This is a genomic window from Streptomyces sp. SID11385 (assembly GCF_010548245.1).
Taxonomy (GTDB): Bacteria; Actinomycetota; Actinomycetes; order Streptomycetales; family Streptomycetaceae; genus Streptomyces.
The window spans coordinates 1-16,984 of the sequence record NZ_JAAGLR010001005.1; the positions used below are offsets into that span (position 1 = coordinate 1).

A 16,984-nucleotide genomic window follows, 5' to 3' on the forward strand; every position below is an offset into this window, starting at 1 on the left:
TCCGGCCCGGCCGCGTCGCGCGAGGGGACGGCGCGGGGGCACGGCGCGGGGAGCACGGCGCGGCGTCCGCTTTGGTGACGTCCGGGCGGTTTTAAGGTGAACGGCCGCAGCACGCCCGCATCCCGCCCGGAGCCCCCACCGTGTCCACCCCGTCCGCCCCGCCGCCCCCGCCGCGCCCCGTGCCCGAGCACGCGGAGGGGCCCGAGACGGGCATCCGTCCGGGGCTGTGGCGGCACTGGCTGTGGATCGGGGCGGTGCTGTGGGGGCTGACGGCCGGGGTCACGTACGTGACGAAGAACACGACGCTGCTGCCGACGTTGATCCTGCTCGGCAGCTTCCTCATCCCGGTCACCTTCGCGCTGTGGGCGTACGAGCGGCACGGCGAAGGGCTCGGGCTGCACCCGCTGCTGAGCTGTTTCGTCTCCGGCGGGGTGCTCGGCGTCCTCGGCTCCTCGCTCGCCGAGTACTTCCTGCTCCACCCCTCCGTGCGGGTGTACGCGGCGGTCGGGCTCATCGAGGAGGCCGTGAAGCTGCTCCTGCTCGCCTGGCTCGTACGGCGGTCGCACTGGCTGTACGGGGCGCGCGCCGGCGCGGTGCTCGGCGGGGCCGTCGGCTTCGGTTTCGCGGCGTTCGAGACCTCGGGGTACGCGTTCAACGCCGCGCTCTCCTTCGACGGCATCGACCTGCGCGCGCTGCTCCAGACGGAGATCCTGCGCGCGGTGCTCGCCCCCTTCGGGCACGGCCTGTGGACCGCGCTCGCGGGCGCCGTGCTGCTCGCGCACCGCGGCCCGGACGGCCGCTACCGGCTCAGCCTCGCCGTGCCCGTCGCCTACCTCGGCGTCTCTGCGCTGCACGCGCTGTGGGACTCGATGCACGGGATCGCGCTGTGGCTGACCGAGAAGGTGACGGGGAAGCCGGTACGGGGCTCGGCGTCGACGCGTGACTTCCTCGTGGACGCGACGAGCCAGCAGCGCCACTACTACACGCTCTTCACGGTCGTGGGACTCGCCCTGATCACGGCCCTCGCGCTCGCCTGGGCGCGGGCGGTGACCCGTCGCGACCCCACTTGGAATCATACCCCCTAGGGGTATACAGTGGTCATCCTGCCGGGAATCCCTCCGGACCCTCCCGTCACGGTACGCCCGGCGTACCGAGCGCCCCAGCCGTCCCCGCGCACCCCCAGGAACGTCCCCGGAACGCGGCCCACGAAGAGGAGAACGCCATGGCGACCGACACAGCCGTCACCACCACGTACAAGGTCAGCGGCATGTCCTGCGGCCACTGCGAGGGCGCGGTGAGCGCCGAGCTGACCGAGCTTCCCGGGGTCGCCGAGGTGCGCGCCTCGGCGGCGAACGGCGAGGTCACCGTCGTCTCGACGGCCCCGCTCGACGAGGCCGCGGTCCGCGCCGCGGTGGACGAGGCGGGGTACGAGCTGGCCGGCACCGTCTGAGACGACGGCGCCCCGCCCGGGCGGCGGCGGTACGGCGCGGGGGCGACCCCGCGCCGCTCCCGCGCCCGCCGGCCGCATACCCCTACCCCGTACCCGTACGACCCCCACGGAGGCCCCCGACATGAGCACGCCGCTCCAGGACAAGCAGGAGGCGGACATAGCGAGCACCGGGACCGGTTCCGCGTCCGCCGCCGAGCCCGCTCAGGTCGAGCTGGCCGTGGGCGGGATGACGTGCGCCGCCTGTGCGGCCAGGATCGAGAAGAAGCTCAACCGCATGGAGGGCGTCTCCGCCTCCGTCAACTACGCGACCGAGAAGGCGAAGGTCAGCTACCCCGAGGGAACGGGCGTCGACGACCTCATCGCGACGGTCGTGCGGACGGGGTACACGGCGGAGCCGATCCTGCCGCCCGAGCCCGAGCCGGAGCCGGAACCCGCGCCGGAAGCGGAAGCGGGGCCGACGGCGGACCAGGCCCCCCAGGAGCGGTCCCCCGCCGATGCCCGCCTCGCCGACCTGCGCCACCGCCTGCTCGTCTCCGTCGTCCTCGCGCTCCCCGTCGTGGTGCTCGCGATGGTCCCGCCGCTCCAGTTCGACAACTGGCAGTGGCTCTCGCTCACCCTCGCCGCGCCGGTCGTGGTGTGGGGCGGCTGGCCCTTCCACCGCGCCACGTGGACGAACCTGCGGCACGGCGCCGCGACGATGGACACGCTCGTGTCGATCGGCACGCTCGCCGCCTTCGGCTGGTCGCTGTGGGCGCTCTTCCTCGGCGACGCGGGCATGCCGCACATGCGGCACGGCTTCGACCTGACGGTGGACCCGGACCAGGGCACGTCCACGATCTACCTGGAAGTGGCCGCGGGCGTCATCGGCTTCCTGCTGCTCGGGCGCTACCTGGAGGCGCGTTCGAAGCGGAGCGCGGGCGCGGCGCTGCGGGCGCTGCTCGAACTGGGCGCGAAGGACGTGGGCGTCCTGCGGGACGGTCGCGAGGTGCGGGTGCCGGTGGGCTCGCTGCGCGTCGGGGACCGCTTCGTCGTGCGGCCCGGCGAGAAGGTCGCGACGGACGGCACGGTGGCCGAAGGCGCCTCGGCGCTGGACGCCTCGATGCTGACCGGTGAGTCGCTGCCGGTGGACGTCGGCCCGGGTGACGCGGTCACCGGGGCGACGGTCAACGTCTCGGGCCGGCTCGTCGTCGAGGCGACGCGGGTCGGCGCGGACACCCAGCTCGCGCGCATGGCGCGGCTCGTGGAGGACGCGCAGAACGGGAAGGCGCGGGTCCAGCGGCTCGCGGACCGTATCTCGGGGATCTTCGTGCCCGTGGTGCTCGTCATCGCGCTCGGGACGCTGGTCGGCTGGCTGCTCGCGACGGACGACGTGACGGCCGCGTTCACGGCGGCCGTGGCCGTCCTGATCATCGCGTGCCCGTGCGCGCTCGGCCTCGCGACCCCGACGGCCCTGCTGGTCGGCACGGGCCGGGGCGCCCAGCTCGGCATCCTCATCAAGGGCCCCGAGGTCCTGGAGTCGACGCGGCGCGTGGACACGGTCGTGCTCGACAAGACGGGCACGGTGACGACGGGCCGCATGAAGCTGCGCACGGTCGTCGCCGCCGCGGACACGGACGAGAAGGACCTCCTGCGGCGCGCGGGCGCGGTCGAGCACGCCTCGGAGCACCCGGTGGCCCGCGCGCTCGCCGAGGGCGCCGAGGACCGCCTCGGGCCGCTCCCGGCGGTGAGCGGGTTCGCGAACGAGGCGGGGCTCGGCGTGCGGGGCACGGTCGAGGGCCTGGAGGTACGCGTCGGGCGCGGCGCGCTGCTCGAAGGGCTTCCCGTGCCCGAGGAGCTGACGCGCGCGAAGGCGGCGGCCGAGGCGGACGGCGCGACGGCCGTGCTCGTCGCCTGGGACGGGCGGGTACGGGGGCTGCTCGCCGTCGCCGACGCGGTGAAGGAGTCGAGCGCGGAGGCGGTACGGGAGCTGCGCGGCCTGGGCCTGCGGCCCGTGCTGCTCACCGGGGACAACCGGGCGGTCGCCGAGGCCGTGGCCCGCGAGGTGGGCATTGAGGAGGTCGTCGCCGAGGTCCTGCCGCAGGACAAGGCGGCCGAGGTGCGCAGGCTCCAGGAGAGCGGGCGCACGGTCGCGATGGTCGGCGACGGCGTCAACGACGCGGCGGCGCTCGCGACCGCCGATCTGGGGCTCGCGATGGGTACGGGGACGGACGCGGCCATCGAGGCGGGGGACCTCACGCTCGTGCGGGGCGACCTGCGGGTGGCCGCCGACGCGATCCGGCTCTCGCGGCGCACGCTCGGGATCATCAAGGGCAATCTCTTCTGGGCGTTCGGCTACAACGTGGCGGCGATTCCGCTCGCCGCGGCCGGACTGCTCAACCCGATGATCGCGGGGGCGGCGATGGCCTTCTCGTCGGTCTTCGTCGTCTCCAACAGTCTTCGCCTCAAGACCTTCACATAGCCCCCGCAAGCCCCTTACGCTGAGCCCGGACACTCCGTCCGGGCTCGGCGCGGTTCAGGACGCGCAGGTCAGGACGTCGTGACGCAGATCACATCGTTTCATGGGTAACCATGTGCCTGGTTCGGAGGTCTCACACCATGCCGGGAGACGTCTTGGGGGGCGTCGGCCGGCGGCAGGGAACGTCTTGGGGGACGTTTCCCGCAGCGAAGGCCGGGACGACGTGCGGCCGGGGAGCTTGAGCGGCCCTCCCGCGCGTACGCGTCCCGGCGAACCGCGGCACCACTGAACGCCCGGCCGGATCCCGTGGGGGGAATCCGATCCCGGGGCACAGAAAGGCGCCTCGACCGTCAGCCCGTGGGGGGACTGGCGGCGAGGCGCCTTTCGCTTGGCGCGGGGCGCTTGGCGCGGGTCGCTTGGCGCGGGCGGCTGGAGGGCGTGCGCCTGGCCGCGCGGGCCCTTTCCGCGCTTCGCGCGGTGTCCTCAAACGCCGGACGGGCTGAATCTTCCAGGCCGGGGCCCCGGACAAGCTGGATTTTCGGGCTGAGGTCTCGGACGTTCTGCGACCAGAGGGCCCCGTCCTTCCGGACGGGGCCCTGGCATTACGGCTTCGGGAGGGTCAGCGGCCCTCGACCGGGACGAAGTCGCGGTTCACGTAGCCCGTGTAGATCTGGCGCGGGCGGCCGATGCGGCTTCCCGGCTCCTTGATCATCTCGGTCCACTGGGCGATCCAGCCGGGAAGGCGGCCGAGCGCGAAGAGGACGGTGAACATCTCGGTGGGGAAGCCCATCGCCCGGTAGATCAGACCGGTGTAGAAGTCCACGTTCGGGTAGAGCTTCCGCTCGACGAAGTAGTCGTCGGCGAGCGCGTGCTCTTCGAGCTTCAGCGCGATGTCCAGCAGCTCGTCGCTCTTGCCGAGCGCCGAGAGGACGTCGTGCGCCGCCGCCTTGATGATCTTCGCCCGGGGGTCGAAGTTCTTGTAGACGCGGTGCCCGAAGCCCATGAGCTTCACGCCGTCTTCCTTGTTCTTCACCTTGCGGATGAAGGTGTCGACGTCGGAGCCGTTGGCCTGGATGCCTTCCAGCATCTCCAGGACGCTCTGGTTGGCGCCGCCGTGCAGCGGGCCCCACAGCGCGTTGATGCCCGCCGAGATCGAGGCGAACATGTTGGCCTGCGAGGAGCCGACGAGGCGGACCGTCGAGGTCGAGCAGTTCTGCTCGTGGTCGGCGTGCAGGATGAGCAGCTTGTCGAGCGCCGAGACGACGACCGGGTCGAGCTCGTAGTCCTGCGCGGGGACCGAGAAGGTCATGCGCAGGAAGTTCTCGACGTAGCCGAGGTCGTTGCGCGGGTAGACGAACGGCTGGCCCACGGACTTCTTGTACGCGTAGGCGGCGATCGTCGGGAGCTTGGCGAGGAGGCGGATCGTGGAGAGGTTCCGCTGCTCCTCGTCGAACGGGTTGTGGCTGTCCTGGTAGAAGGTGGACAGCGCGCTGACGACCGAGGACAGCATGGCCATCGGGTGGGCGTCGCGCGGGAAGCCGTCGAAGAACCGCTTGACGTCCTCGTGCAGCAGGGTGTGCTGCGTGACGTCGTTCTTGAAGGTCGAGAGCTCGTCGACCTTGGGCAGCTCGCCGTTGATGAGGAGGTACGCGACCTCCAGGAAGCTGCTGCTCTCGGCAAGCTGCTCGATGGGGTACCCGCGGTAGCGGAGAATCCCCTGCTCACCGTCGAGGTAGGTGACGGCGGACTTGTACGCGGCGGTGTTCCCGTACCCGCTGTCCAGGGTCACCAGACCGGTCTGGGCGCGCAGCTTCCCGATGTCGAAGCCGTTGTCACCGACGGTGCTGTCGACCACCGGGTAGGTGTACTCGCCATCGCCGTACCGCAGTACTACCGCGTTGTCGCGTTTCTCGCTCACGTCATCCCTCACCGACGTAGTGCCTCTTCTTCGAGGTGCCCTGACTGTGTCTACCTTCCCCCATTTGGACGAGGAAAGTGCACTCGGGGCCGACCATTGGCCCTATTGGCGGCACTGAGTGCCGTCGAGAGCCTTGCCATCCTGCCGCCTCCCCTCCGGTTGCGGAAGGGCAGGGTGACGTTTCCCACCGTTTTGATCGATCATTTTTCCCTACGTCATCCACCGGAGACACACCGGGGGTACCGGCGAGTACGAGACGTGTCCGCACGACGTCATCGGGTGAGGACCGGACCGGGTCCGGGGGTACCTGCGGTGGGCCGGGTCCCGCTCCGTAAGAAATTCACCGGGACGAGTGAGACGCCGGAGATTCGGCGGCCGCTCCCCCGGCCGTCCCCTCGCGCTGCCCGGGCACCCCGGGGGCGCCCAGGCGGGCCGCGAGGCCTGTGTGGCGGCGGCCCGCCGAGACCGTGCGGACCGCCTGGCCGAGGGCGCGGCGGGAGCCGACGAGGACCACGAGGCGTTTCGCGCGCGTGACGGCCGTGTACAGCAGGTTGCGTTGCAGCATCGTCCACGCGCTCGTCGTGAGGGGCACGACGACGGCCGGGTACTCGCTGCCCTGCGAGCGGTGGATCGTCATCGCGTAGGCGTGCGCGAGTTCGTCCAGCTCGTCGAACTCGTACACCACGTCCTCGTCCTCGTCCGTGCGGACCGTCAGCCGCTGCTCGACCGTGTCGAGACCGGTCACGACGCCGACCGTGCCGTTGAAGACGCCGTTCTCGCCCTTCTCGTAGTTGTTGCGGATCTGCGTGACCTTGTCGCCCACGCGGAAGACCCGCCCGCCGAAGCGCTTCTCCTCGGTGCGCGGCCCCGGCGGCGTCAGCGCCTGCTGGAGCAGCGCGTTGAGCGTGCCCGCGCCCGCCGGGCCCCGGTGCATCGGCGCGAGGACCTGCACGTCGGTACGGGGATCGAGGCCGAAGCGCGCGGGGATGCGGCGCGCCACGACGTCGACCGTCAACCGCCCCGCCGCCTCCGTGTCCTCCTCGACGAACAGGAAGAAGTCCTTCAGGCCCTGCGTGAGCGGGTGCTGACCCTCGTTGATGCGGTGCGCGTTCGTCACGACACCCGACTCCCGCGCCTGCCGGAAGATCCGCGTCAGGCGTACGGCGGGGACCGGGCCGCCCTCGCTCAGCAGGTCCCGCAGCACCTCCCCCGCCCCCACCGACGGCAACTGGTCCACGTCCCCGACGAGGAGCAGGTGCGCGCCCGGCGCGACCGCCTTGACCAGCTTGTTCGCGAGCAGCAGGTCCAGCATCGACGCCTCGTCCACGACGACGAGGTCCGCGTCGAGCGGCCGGTCCCTGTCGTACGCAGCGTCCCCGCCCGGCTTCAGTTCGAGCAGCCGGTGCACCGTCGACGCCTCGGCGCCCGTCAGCTCCGCGAGCCGTTTCGCCGCGCGGCCCGTCGGCGCCGCGAGCACGACCTTCGCGCGCCGCGCGCGGGCCAGTTCGACCACGGACCGCACCGTGAACGACTTCCCGCACCCCGGTCCGCCGGTGAGGACCGCGACCTTGCGGGTCAGCGCGAGCCGCACGGCGGCCTCCTGCTCCGGGGCGAGTTCCGCGCCCGTACGGCGGCGCAGCCAGCCGAGCGCCGCGCCCCAGTCCACGTCCTGGAAGCCCGCGAGCCGGTCCTCCGGGGCCCCGAGCAGCCGGCGGACCTGACCGGCGAGGGAGAGTTCGGCGCGGTGGAACGGAACGAGGTACACGCCGGTCACCGGCTGCCCGTCCGGGTCCGTCAGCCGCTCCCGCACGACCCCTTCCGGGTCCTCCGCCAGCTCGCCCAGGCACTCGATCACGAGCCCCGTGTCGACGCCGAGCAGCTTCACCGCGTCGCTGATGAGGCGTTCTTCGGGCAGATAGCAGTGGCCCTGGTCCGTCGCCTGCGACAGCGCGTACTGCAAACCGGCCTTGACGCGCTCCGGGCTGTCCTCCGGGATGCCGACCGCGCGCGCGATGCGGTCGGCCGTGAGGAAGCCGATGCCCCACACGTCGGCCGCAAGCCGGTACGGCTCCGCCTTCACGACCTCGATCGAGTCGTCCCCGTACTTCTTGTAGATGCGCACGGCGATCGACGTGGAGACCTCGACGCTCTGGAGGAAGACCATGACCTCCTTGATCGCCTTCTGCTCCTCCCACGCGGCGATGATCTTCGCGACGCGCTTGGGGCCGAGCCCCTGCACCTCGATGAGCCGCTTCGGCTCGCTCTCGATGACGTCGAGCGTGTCCGTCCCGAAGTGGCGCGTGATCCGGTCGGCGAAGACGGGCCCGATGCCCTTGACGAGCCCGGAGCCGAGATACCGCCTGATGCCCTGGATCGTGGCGGGCAGGACGGTCGTGTAGTTCTCGACGACGAACTGCTTCCCGTGCCTCGGGTGCGAGCCCCACCGCCCCCGCATCCGCAGCGCCTCCCCCGGCTGCGCCCCGAGCAGGGCCCCCACGACGGTGAGCAGTTCGCCCCCGCCCCGGCCGGTGTCGACGCGGGCGACGGTGAACCCGTTCTCCTCGCTGGCGAAGGTGATGCGTTCGAGCGTGGCTTCGAGAACGGCGAGCGGAGAGGCGGCGGCACGGGCCTGGTCGCCGGGAGTGCGGGGGGCCATGGGGGGACGGTACCGCCGGGGGGGTGACGGGCGGGGGCGGGGCGGGCGGTCACGGGGGGGCGGAGCGGGGGGGGCGGGGGCGGACGGTGTCGGGAGCGGGCGGCACGATGCGTACGTGAACGAACGAACCGCCGCCGCGTACCCCGTGACCGTCCGCCCCCGCATCGCCGAGGACCTGCCGGGAGCCGCCGCCGCGCTCGTGCGGGTGCACGCGAGCGACGGGTATCCCGTGGAGGGGGTCGCCGACCCGGTGGGCTGGTTGCGGCCGGAGGGGCTGGTGGGGGCGTGGGTCGCCGTGGTGGACGGGGCGGTCGTGGGGCATGTCGCCGTGGTCGAGGCCGGGGGGCCGCTCGTGCTCGTACGGCTCTTCGTCGTGCGGGAGGCGCGGCGGGACGGGGCCGGGAAGGCGCTCGTGCGGGCGGCGGAGGCGTTCGCGCGCGAGCGGGGGCGGGGGCTGGAGCTGGAGGTACTGGGCAAGGACCGGGCCGCGATGCGCTTGTACGAGCGGCTGGGGTGGCGGCGGGGCGGGGACCTGGTGCACGAGTTCGGGGACGGGGAGCGGGCGATGGGGGCGCGGTACGTGGCGCCTTGAGGTGCTGGGGGGGGCGGCTCGGGGGGCGTGCGGGTCTTGAGGAGAAGTCGTCGCGGCCGGGCCCTGACCGCTCAGGTTTCCGGTGGCTTTCCCGGGCAGGCTAGGGCTGCGGACCGCACGTCCGTCCAGGAGTCGGCCAAGGAGCGCAGCATGCTGGAGATCAAGCCGGAGAGCGCCTTCGGGCGGGGCTACGAGGTGCTGGTGGACGGACTGCCCGTCGCCCACTGGTCCTCCCACCTCTGGAAGTCCGGCGGACAGGTCGAACTCGTGGGCGAGACCTACGAGTTCCGGTCCGGAGGCTGGGGGCGTTCCTTCGAGATGCGGGCGGGCGACACCGTGCGCGCCGAGGCGCACCGCTCGGGCTGGCGCTGGCTCGTCACCGGCGAGGGCGGCCCGTACGAGCTGGGGCGGCCGTCGTTCCTGCGGGGGAAGCGTCAACTCGTGGCGGACGGCCGCGTCCTGGGCGAGTTCCGGAGCAGTGGCTTCCGCGGCGGGGTGACCGCCGACCTCGGCGACGTGCCGGTGCCGGTCCAGGTCTTCGTGGGACTGGTGGTGCTCACGCTCCAGCGACGCCAGCGGACCGCCGTGGCCGCCTCCTCCAGCAGCGGGTGACTAGGGGAAAACCCTGACGGGAACCCTGATCGATCTCCGGGGCACGGTGGGGCGTGAGGACGATTCCCGAGCGGCGTGGGGGCGACAGGATCTTTCTCAACGCCGCTTTCCACGCTAGGGGTTGCTCTCGTGTCCAGGTACTCGCGCCGTCTCGTCGTCTCCACTGCTCTCGTGCTGTCGCTGTCGCTCGGTGGCGCCGTCGCCGCCGCTCCCGCCTTCGCCGCCCACGGCGGTACGGGGGCGACCGCGCACGCCGGGGGCGGGGTCTCCGCCGTACGGGCCGCCGCGTTGCGCGATGCCGTCGCGGGGCTGCCCGCCGCCGATGCCACCGCCGCGCTCGTGCGGGTCGGCGGGGACGGGACGTGGCGGGGCTCGACCGGCGTGCACGATCTCACGAGCGGGCGGGCGGCAGAGGCCGGGGCGCGGTTCCGGGCCGGGTCCGTGACGAAGACGTTCACCGCCGCCGTCGTGCTGCAACTCGTCGACGAGCGGCGGATCTCGCTCGACCGCTCCGCCCGCTCCTACCTGTCCGGCCTCGTCCCGGCCGCCTACGGGGGCGTCACCGTGCGGCAGTTGCTCAACCACACCAGCGGCATACCGGCCGCGCCGGGCGGACCGCGAACCCCCGAGGACGTCTACGCGCACCGCTTCGACCGCACCACGCCCCAGGCCATGGTCCGCGCCGCGACGGCCGAGCCGCCCGAGTTCGCGCCGGGCACCGCGCAGCACTACCTCAACATCAACTACACGGTCCTCGGCCTCCTCGTCGAACGCGTCACGGGCCACCGCTTCGAGGACGAGGCCGCCCGCCGCGTCCTGCGCCCGCTCGGCCTGCGCGACACGTACGTCCCCGGCGCCGATCCCACGATCCGGGGCCCCCACAACCACGGCTACCAGCTCTACGCGCTGCCGGGCGGAGGCACGGAGCCGCGGGACGTGAGCGACTGGGACCAGACGCACTCGTGGGCGGCGGGCGACCTCGTCTCCACCACGGCCGACCTGGAGCGCTTCGTCTCCGCGCTCTTCCGGGGCGAGGTCGTCACCGGGCCCGCGCTGGCCGAGATGTTCGCACTGCCGGGCGAGGAGGTCCGCATGTACGGGACGGTGGACCCCGCGAAGCCCGGCTCCGGCGAGCCCGCCGTCTACAGCGCCGGCCTGAGCCACGCCGTCGTCGACGGCACCGAGATCTGGGGCAAGACCGGCTCCCGGTACGGGTACTCCGCCGGGTTCATGGCCACGAAGGACCTCTCCCGCACCCTCGTCTACAGCGTCAACAACACGGACGCGAAGGCGCAGGGCACGAACGAGCGCGTGCTCGGCCTCGGGGGCGCGGCCTTCGGGCGGCTCCCGGGCGAGGAGGACGACCGGCGCTGACCCCGGCCCACCCGAACCGGAAGGGCCCGACCGCCTCAGCGGTCGGGCCCTTCCGGTTTCCCCCCCGTCGCACAGGGTTCCCCCCCTCGGGAATCCCCCCCGGGTTTCCCCCCATCCCTGGCGACACCACGTATGACCTGGCACGGGGGCCGAGGGTTGTACGACCTCTGAAAGTTTTTTGGACGGCGGCCTCGGGGCGGGCCGCGCCCTCCTCATACGTACCGCGCGAACCGTTCCGCCGTCGTCGCGAGGAGCTTCCTGCCGTCCCCCGCCCACAGCTCGTCGTTGAAGAGTTCGACCTCGATCGGGCCCTCGTAGCCGTTCGCGTCGGCGCGCTCGCGCCACCACGCCAGGTCGATCGCGCCGTCCCCGAGCTGGCCGCGCCCGTTGAGGACCCCGGCCGGGAGCGGGGTGATCCAGTCGGCGAGCTGGAAGGCCGCGATGCGGCCTCCCGCGCCCGCGCGGTCCAGGGCCGCCGGGGCCCGGTCGTCCCACCAGACGTGGTACGTGTCGACGCAGACGCCGACCCGCTCGGCCGGGAAGCGCTCGGCGAGGTCGAGCGCCTGGGCGAGCGTCGAGACGACGCAGCGGTCGGAGGCGAACATCGGGTGCAGGGGCTCGATCGCGAGCCTGATTCCCGACGCGCCCGCGTACGGGGCCAGTTCGGCGAGCGCGTCGGCGACGCGTTCCCGGGCCGCCCACAAATCCCGCTCGCCCTCGGGGAGTCCGCCCGAGACGAGGACCAGGACCCGCGTGCCGAGGGCCGCCGCCTCGTCGATCGCCCGGCGGTTGTCGGCCAACGCGGCGCGCCGCGCGCCCTGTTCGCTCGCCGTGAGGAAGCCGCCCCGGCACAGCGTCGTGACCGTGAGCCCGGCGTCGCGCACGAGCGCCGCGCTCGCCTCCAGCCCGTACGCCCGCACGGGCTCCCGCCACAGGCCCACGTTGCGCACACCCAGGTCGACGCAGGCGGCGACGAGTTCGGGCAGCGAGAGCTGCTTCACCGTTTGCTGGTTGATGCTGAACCGCGCGTGCGCTGTCACCGGGGCACTCCGTACACGTCGAGGAGCGCGCGCATCCGGTGGGCGGCGCGCTCGGGGTCGGGGAACAGGCCGATTCCGTCCGCCAGTTCGTAGGCGCGGGCGAGGTGCGGCAGGGAGCGCGATGACTGGTGGCCCCCGACCATCGCGAAGTGTTCCTGGTGGCCCGCGAGCCAGGCGAGGAACACGACGCCCGTCTTGTAGAAGCGGGTGGGCCGCTGGAAGAGGTGGCGGGACAACTCCACCGTCGGGTCGAGGACTTCGCGGAAGCCCCGCACGTCTCCCGTGTCCAGGACGCGGACCGCGCGTGCGGCGAGCGGGGCGAGGGGGTCGAAGATGCCCAACAGGGCATGGCTGAAGCCCTCTTCGTCGCCCGCGATGAGTTCCGGGTAGTGGAAGTCGTCGCCCGTGTAGCAGCGGACGCCCGCCGGGAGGCGGCGGCGTACGGCGATCTCGCGGTCGGCGTCGAGCAGCGAGATCTTGATGCCGTCGACCTTGTCCGGGTGCGCCGCGACGACCTGGAGGAACGTCTCCGTCGCCGCGTCCAGGTCCGCCGCGCCCCAGTAACCGGTGAGCGCCGGGTCGAACATGGGGCCGAGCCAGTGCAGGATCACCGGCTCGCGGGCCTGGCGCAGCAGGTGCCCGTAGAGCGTGAAATAGTCCTCGGGCCCGCGCGCGGTCGCCGCGAGGGCTCGCGAGGCCATGAGGATCGCCTGCGCGCCCGCGTCCTCGACGAGCGCCAGCTGCTCCTCGTACGCCGCGCGGATCTCGGCGAGCGTGCCCGCCGCGAGCTGGTCGGTGCCCGCCCCGGCGGCGATCCGGCCGCCGACCGCGCGCGCCTCGGCGGCCGAACGCCGGATCAGCTCGGCCGCGCCCGGCCAGTCCAGGCCCATGCCGCGCTGCGCCGTGTCCATCGCCTCGGCCACCCCGAGCCCCTGCCGCCACAGGTGGCGGCGGAAGGCGAGCGTCGCGTCCCAGTCGACGGCCGCCGGGTCGTCCGCGCTGACGTCCGCGTACGGGTCCGCGACGACGTGCGCGGCGGAGAAGACCGTACGGGACGTGAGGGGGCCACCCGCGTGAACGGTCGGCCCGGCGGCGGACTTGGGCTCGTACGCGTACAACGTGCCGTCCGCGGAGGGGAGTCGGAGCGTCACAGCGTGATCTCCGGTACGTCGATGCGGCGGCCCTCCGCCGCCGACCGGAGGCCCAGCTCCGCGAGCTGGACGCCGCGCGCGCCCGCGAGGAGGTCCCAGTGGTAGGGGGCTCCCGCGTAGACGTGGCGCAGGAACAGCTCCCACTGCGCCTTGAAGCCGTTGCCGAACTCGCCGTTGTCCGGGACCTCCTGCCACTGCTCGCGGAAGACCTCCGTCGCGGGCAGGTCCGGGTTCCACACCGGCTTCGGGGTCGAGGAGCGGTGCTGGACACGGCAGTTGCGCAGCCCCGCGACCGCCGAGCCCTCGGTCCCGTCGACCTGGAACTCGACGAGTTCGTCGCGGTTGACCCGTACCGCCCACGAGGAGTTGATCTGCGCGATCGCGCCGCCTTCGAGCTGGAAGATCCCGTACGCGGCGTCGTCGGCCGTCGCCTCGTACGGCTTGCCGCGCTCGTCCCAGCGCTCGGGCAGGTGCGTCGCGGTGAGGGCCTGGACGCTTCGCACGCGGCCGAACAACTCGTGCAGCACGTACTCCCAGTGGGGGAACATGTCGGTGACGATGCCGCCGCCGTCCTCCGAGCGGTAGTTCCAGCTCGGACGCTGGGCCTCCTGCCAGTCCCCCTCGAAGACCCAGTAGCCGAACTCGCCCCGCACCGACAGGACGCGGCCGAAGAAGCCGCCGTCGATGAGGCGCTTGAGCTTGAGCAGGCCCGGGAGGAAGAGCTTGTCCTGCACGACGCCGTGCCGGATGCCGGCCGCCTCGGCGCGGCGGGCGAGGTCCAGCGCGCCGTCGAGCCCGGTCGCCGTGGGCTTCTCGGTGTAGACGTGCTTGCCCGCCGCGATCGCCTTGTGCAGGGCCTCCTCGCGGGCCGAGGTGACCTGCGCGTCGAAGTAGATGTCGATCGCCGGATCGGCGAGCACCGCGTCGAGGTCGGTCGACCAGCGGCTCAGGCCGTGCCGCTCGGCGAGGGCGCGCAGGGCGTACTCGCGGCGGCCCACGAGGACGGGTTCGGGCCACAGGACCGTTCCGTCGCCGAGGTCGAGCCCGCCCTCCTCGCGCAGCGCGAGGAGTGAGCGGACGAGGTGCTGGCGGTGGCCCATCCGCCCTGTCACACCGTTCATGGCGATGTGCACCGTCTTGCGTTCCACGGGGGTCCCTTCTCACGGAGGTCGGCAGACGCGCTTGGTAAGCGCTTTCTACGGGGGGAGACGCTAGCCTCTGCGCAACGGGGACGACAAGACCCCCGCCCGCCGGCTTCCTCGCCGGCCCGACCGGTCCCGGAGGACGAGATGACCGTGACGCTCTCGGATGTGGCTTCCCGTGCGGGGGTATCGCCCGCCACCGTCTCCCGGGTGCTCAACGGCAACTACCCGGTCGCCGAGCGCACCCGGGAGCGGGTGCTGCGGGCCGTGGACGAACTGGACTACGTGCTGAACGGGCCCGCGAGTTCGCTCGCCGCCGCGACCTCGGACCTCGTCGGGGTGCTCGTCAACGACATCGCCGACCCCTTCTTCGGGATCATCGCGAGCGCGGTGCAGTCGCAGATCGGGGGGCCCGGGGGGCGCGCGGGCGGGGAACGGCTCGCGGTGGTGTGCGGGACCGGGGGCGCGCCGGAGCGCGAACTGACGTACCTGACGCTGCTCCAGCGGCAGCGCGCCGCCGCCGTCGTCCTCACCGGGGGCGCGACCGAGGACCCCGCGCACAGCGCGGCCGTCGCCGACAAGCTGCGCAAGCTCGGGGCCGCGGGGACGCGGGTGATCCTCCTGGGGCGGCCCCCGCTGCCGGAGGCGGGCCCCGGCGTCACCGCGCTGACCTTCGACAACCGGTCCGGGGCGCGGGAGTTGACCGCCCACCTGATCGCGCTCGGCCACCGCCGCATCGGCTGCGTGGCGGGCCCGCCCGAGCGCACGACGACCCGGCACCGGCTCGAAGGCCACCGCGCGGCGCTCGCCGAGGCGGGGATCGAGGACCTCCCGGGCGCGACCGCGCACGGGGCGTACGACCGGGCCTCCGGCCACCGCGCGGTGGGCGAACTCCTGGAGCGCGTACCGGACTTGACGGCGATCGTCGCGGCGAACGACACCGTGGCGCTCGGCGCGTGCGCGGCGCTGCGGGAGCGGGGGCTGCGGGTCCCCGAGGACGTGTCCGTGACGGGCTTCGACGACCTCCCCTTCAGCGCGGACGCGCTCCCGGCGCTCACGACGGTGCGGTTGCCGCTCCAGGGCACGGGGGCACGGGCGGGACGGATCGCGACGGGCCGGGACGCGGCACCGGCGGGCGGCGAGGAGCTGGTGGCGGGGGAGCTGGTGGTACGGGGGTCGACGGGGCCGGCGAAGTAGCGGGAGGCGGTGGCGCGGGAGGCGGTGGAGCGGGGCGGGCGCGGGACCCGTACCCGCGCGCACGCTCGCAGTCGTACCCATACCCACGCCCGTGCCCACGCCCGTGCCCGTGCGAGCTTCGGCGCGCCAGCAGGAATACGTGTGCCGCCTGCGGTCAGGCTGTGCGACAGGACGGCCCGCCGGGGCCACGGCAGAAGCGACGAAGGAGCTCAAGGCATGAAACTGGCGTTCTCCACCCTCGGTGTCCCCGGGCTGCCCATCCCCGAGGTCGTACGCCTCGCCGCCACGCACGGCTACCACGGCGTGGAGCTGCGCGCCCACCCCGAGGAACCGCTCGCCCTCACGAGCACGGCCCCCGAACGCGCCGCCGCGCGGCAGCAGTTCGCCGACGCCGGGATCGAGGTGCTGGGCGTCGCCGGGTACGTGAAGGTCGCCGCGCCGGGCGACGACGAGCCGTACCTCACCGAGACGCGCGCGCTCCTCGAACTCGCCCACGACCTCGGCGCGGGCTTCGTCCGGGTCTTCCCCGGCGGGGGTACGGAGCAGAGCGAGGCGGAGGCGGACGCGCTCGCCGAGCGGCGGCTCGGGCTCGCCGCCGAGCACGCGGCGGCGCTCGGCGTCCGCATCCTGCTGGAGACCCACGACTCGCACCGCACGGGCGCGGCGGCGACCCGCGTCCTCGGCACGGTGGGCCACAAGTCGACGGGCGCCCTGTGGGACACCATGCACACGTGGCTCGGCGGCGAGCAGCCCGGCGAGTCCTACCTGGCGCTCGCCCCGTACCTCGGATACGTGCAGGTCAAGGACATCGCCTCGCGCGAGGACACGACTCCGCTGCCGCTCGGCGCCGGGGTGCTGCCGCTTGGCGAGGTCGTGGAAGTGCTGACGCGCGAGGGCTGGGACGGCTGGCTGTGCTGGGAGTACGAGAAGCGCTGGTACCCGGACGCCCCCGACCTCGCCCCTCTGCTCGCCCCGGGCGCGGAGTACCTGCGGAGGCTGCTGAACGAGGCGGCGTGAGCAAGGGGCCCGGCCCGCGCCCGCTCCCTCGCCTCCGGCCCCCGGACCCGCGTCGCCCCCTCCGCTCCCCGCCGCCGCCGTCCCTGCCCCCGCTCAGGGTGCGTCCCCTCCCCCGTCCGGCCGCACCACCGCCCGGCGCCTTGCCCGGCGGGTCGGGGCTCGCTATGCCCGACTGAGCACGGCGCTCTTCGGATCATCGGATGGGCGCCCCGTGGGCCGGTCCGACCCGGGCCGGTCCCGAGGACGGGAGTGGCGGTATGGCGCAGGAGACGACGGGCGGGGGGCTGCCCCGGCGGCGGGCCGTGCTCGCGGCCGGGGTGTTCGGGACGGCGGCGGGGGCGCTCGGGGCGCCCGCGGCGCGGGCGGCGCAGGCCGGTGGG

Annotated in this window: 13 protein-coding genes; 8 read left to right on the forward strand and 5 right to left on the reverse strand. The window is 73.4% G+C overall.

Going from position 1 to position 16,984, the window contains the following annotated elements; all coding sequences use genetic code 11:
• Positions 1–140: 140 nt before the first annotated feature.
• The 3 genes from G3I42_RS30785 to G3I42_RS30795 all read left to right on the forward strand — a co-directional run bounded on the left by G3I42_RS30785 (position 141) and on the right by G3I42_RS30795 (position 3,908).
• Entirely contained in the window at positions 141–1,085 is a 945-nt protein-coding gene (locus G3I42_RS30785; RefSeq protein WP_343244708.1) for a PrsW family intramembrane metalloprotease, read from the forward strand.
• A gap of 137 nt (positions 1,086–1,222) precedes the next feature.
• Positions 1,223–1,450, forward strand: a complete 228-nt coding sequence (locus G3I42_RS30790; protein ID WP_164291000.1) for a heavy-metal-associated domain-containing protein — start codon at positions 1,223–1,225, stop codon at positions 1,448–1,450.
• Positions 1,451–1,571: 121 nt separating this feature from the next.
• Positions 1,572–3,908 (forward strand): heavy metal translocating P-type ATPase, encoded by a 2,337-nt coding sequence (locus G3I42_RS30795; RefSeq protein WP_164291001.1) that lies wholly within the window; start codon positions 1,572–1,574, stop codon positions 3,906–3,908.
• Between the two features lie 616 nt (positions 3,909–4,524).
• On the opposite strand, the gene G3I42_RS30800 is transcribed toward G3I42_RS30795, so the two are convergent.
• Both G3I42_RS30800 and G3I42_RS30805 read right to left on the reverse strand, forming a co-directional pair.
• Positions 4,525–5,823 (reverse strand): citrate synthase, encoded by a 1,299-nt coding sequence (locus G3I42_RS30800; protein ID WP_164291002.1) that lies wholly within the window; start codon positions 5,821–5,823, stop codon positions 4,525–4,527.
• Between the two features lie 340 nt (positions 5,824–6,163).
• Positions 6,164–8,479 carry an ATP-dependent RecD-like DNA helicase gene (locus tag G3I42_RS30805; protein WP_164291003.1) on the reverse strand — a complete coding sequence of 772 codons (2,316 nt, stop codon included), beginning with the start codon at positions 8,477–8,479 and terminating at the stop codon, positions 6,164–6,166.
• A gap of 115 nt (positions 8,480–8,594) precedes the next feature.
• On the opposite strand from G3I42_RS30805, the gene G3I42_RS30810 reads away from it, so the two are divergent.
• The 3 genes from G3I42_RS30810 (at position 8,595) to G3I42_RS30820 (ending at position 11,057) form a co-directional block, all read left to right on the forward strand.
• Positions 8,595–9,071 (forward strand): GNAT family N-acetyltransferase, encoded by a 477-nt coding sequence (locus G3I42_RS30810; RefSeq protein ID WP_343244709.1) that lies wholly within the window; start codon positions 8,595–8,597, stop codon positions 9,069–9,071.
• 150 nt (positions 9,072–9,221) lie between these two features.
• Positions 9,222–9,683, forward strand: coding sequence for a hypothetical protein (locus tag G3I42_RS30815; protein WP_164291005.1), 462 nt, complete (start codon positions 9,222–9,224; stop codon positions 9,681–9,683).
• A 129-nt stretch (positions 9,684–9,812) separates the two neighbouring features.
• Positions 9,813–11,057, forward strand: a complete 1,245-nt coding sequence (locus tag G3I42_RS30820) for a serine hydrolase domain-containing protein (RefSeq protein WP_164291006.1) — start codon at positions 9,813–9,815, stop codon at positions 11,055–11,057.
• 212 nt (positions 11,058–11,269) lie between these two features.
• On the opposite strand, the gene G3I42_RS30825 is transcribed toward G3I42_RS30820, so the two are convergent.
• From G3I42_RS30825 to G3I42_RS30835, 3 genes are read right to left on the reverse strand one after another with little or no spacing between them, the layout of a single operon-like run.
• Positions 11,270–12,097 carry a sugar phosphate isomerase/epimerase family protein gene (locus G3I42_RS30825; RefSeq protein WP_164291007.1) on the reverse strand — a complete coding sequence of 276 codons (828 nt, stop codon included), beginning with the start codon at positions 12,095–12,097 and terminating at the stop codon, positions 11,270–11,272.
• On the reverse strand, positions 12,094–13,248 hold the full coding sequence (locus tag G3I42_RS30830; protein ID WP_164291008.1) for a dihydrodipicolinate synthase family protein: 1,155 nt from the start codon (positions 13,246–13,248) through the stop codon (positions 12,094–12,096). The genes G3I42_RS30825 and G3I42_RS30830 overlap by 4 nt, the downstream gene beginning before the upstream one ends.
• The gene (locus G3I42_RS30835; RefSeq protein ID WP_164291009.1) at positions 13,245–14,396 is read right to left on the reverse strand and encodes a Gfo/Idh/MocA family oxidoreductase; all 1,152 of its coding nucleotides are present in this window, start codon (positions 14,394–14,396) and stop codon (positions 13,245–13,247) included. Before G3I42_RS30835 ends, G3I42_RS30830 begins: the two co-directional genes overlap by 4 nt.
• Before the next feature lie 141 nt (positions 14,397–14,537).
• Here G3I42_RS30835 and G3I42_RS30840 point away from each other — a divergent pair, with 141 nt between their 5' ends.
• Both G3I42_RS30840 and G3I42_RS30845 read left to right on the forward strand, forming a co-directional pair.
• Complete coding sequence (locus tag G3I42_RS30840; RefSeq protein WP_164291010.1) at positions 14,538–15,587, forward strand: LacI family DNA-binding transcriptional regulator; 1,050 nt, start codon at positions 14,538–14,540, stop codon at positions 15,585–15,587.
• A gap of 216 nt (positions 15,588–15,803) precedes the next feature.
• Complete coding sequence (locus G3I42_RS30845; RefSeq protein ID WP_164291011.1) at positions 15,804–16,604, forward strand: sugar phosphate isomerase/epimerase family protein; 801 nt, start codon at positions 15,804–15,806, stop codon at positions 16,602–16,604.
• The last annotated feature ends 380 nt before the right edge of the window (positions 16,605–16,984 follow it).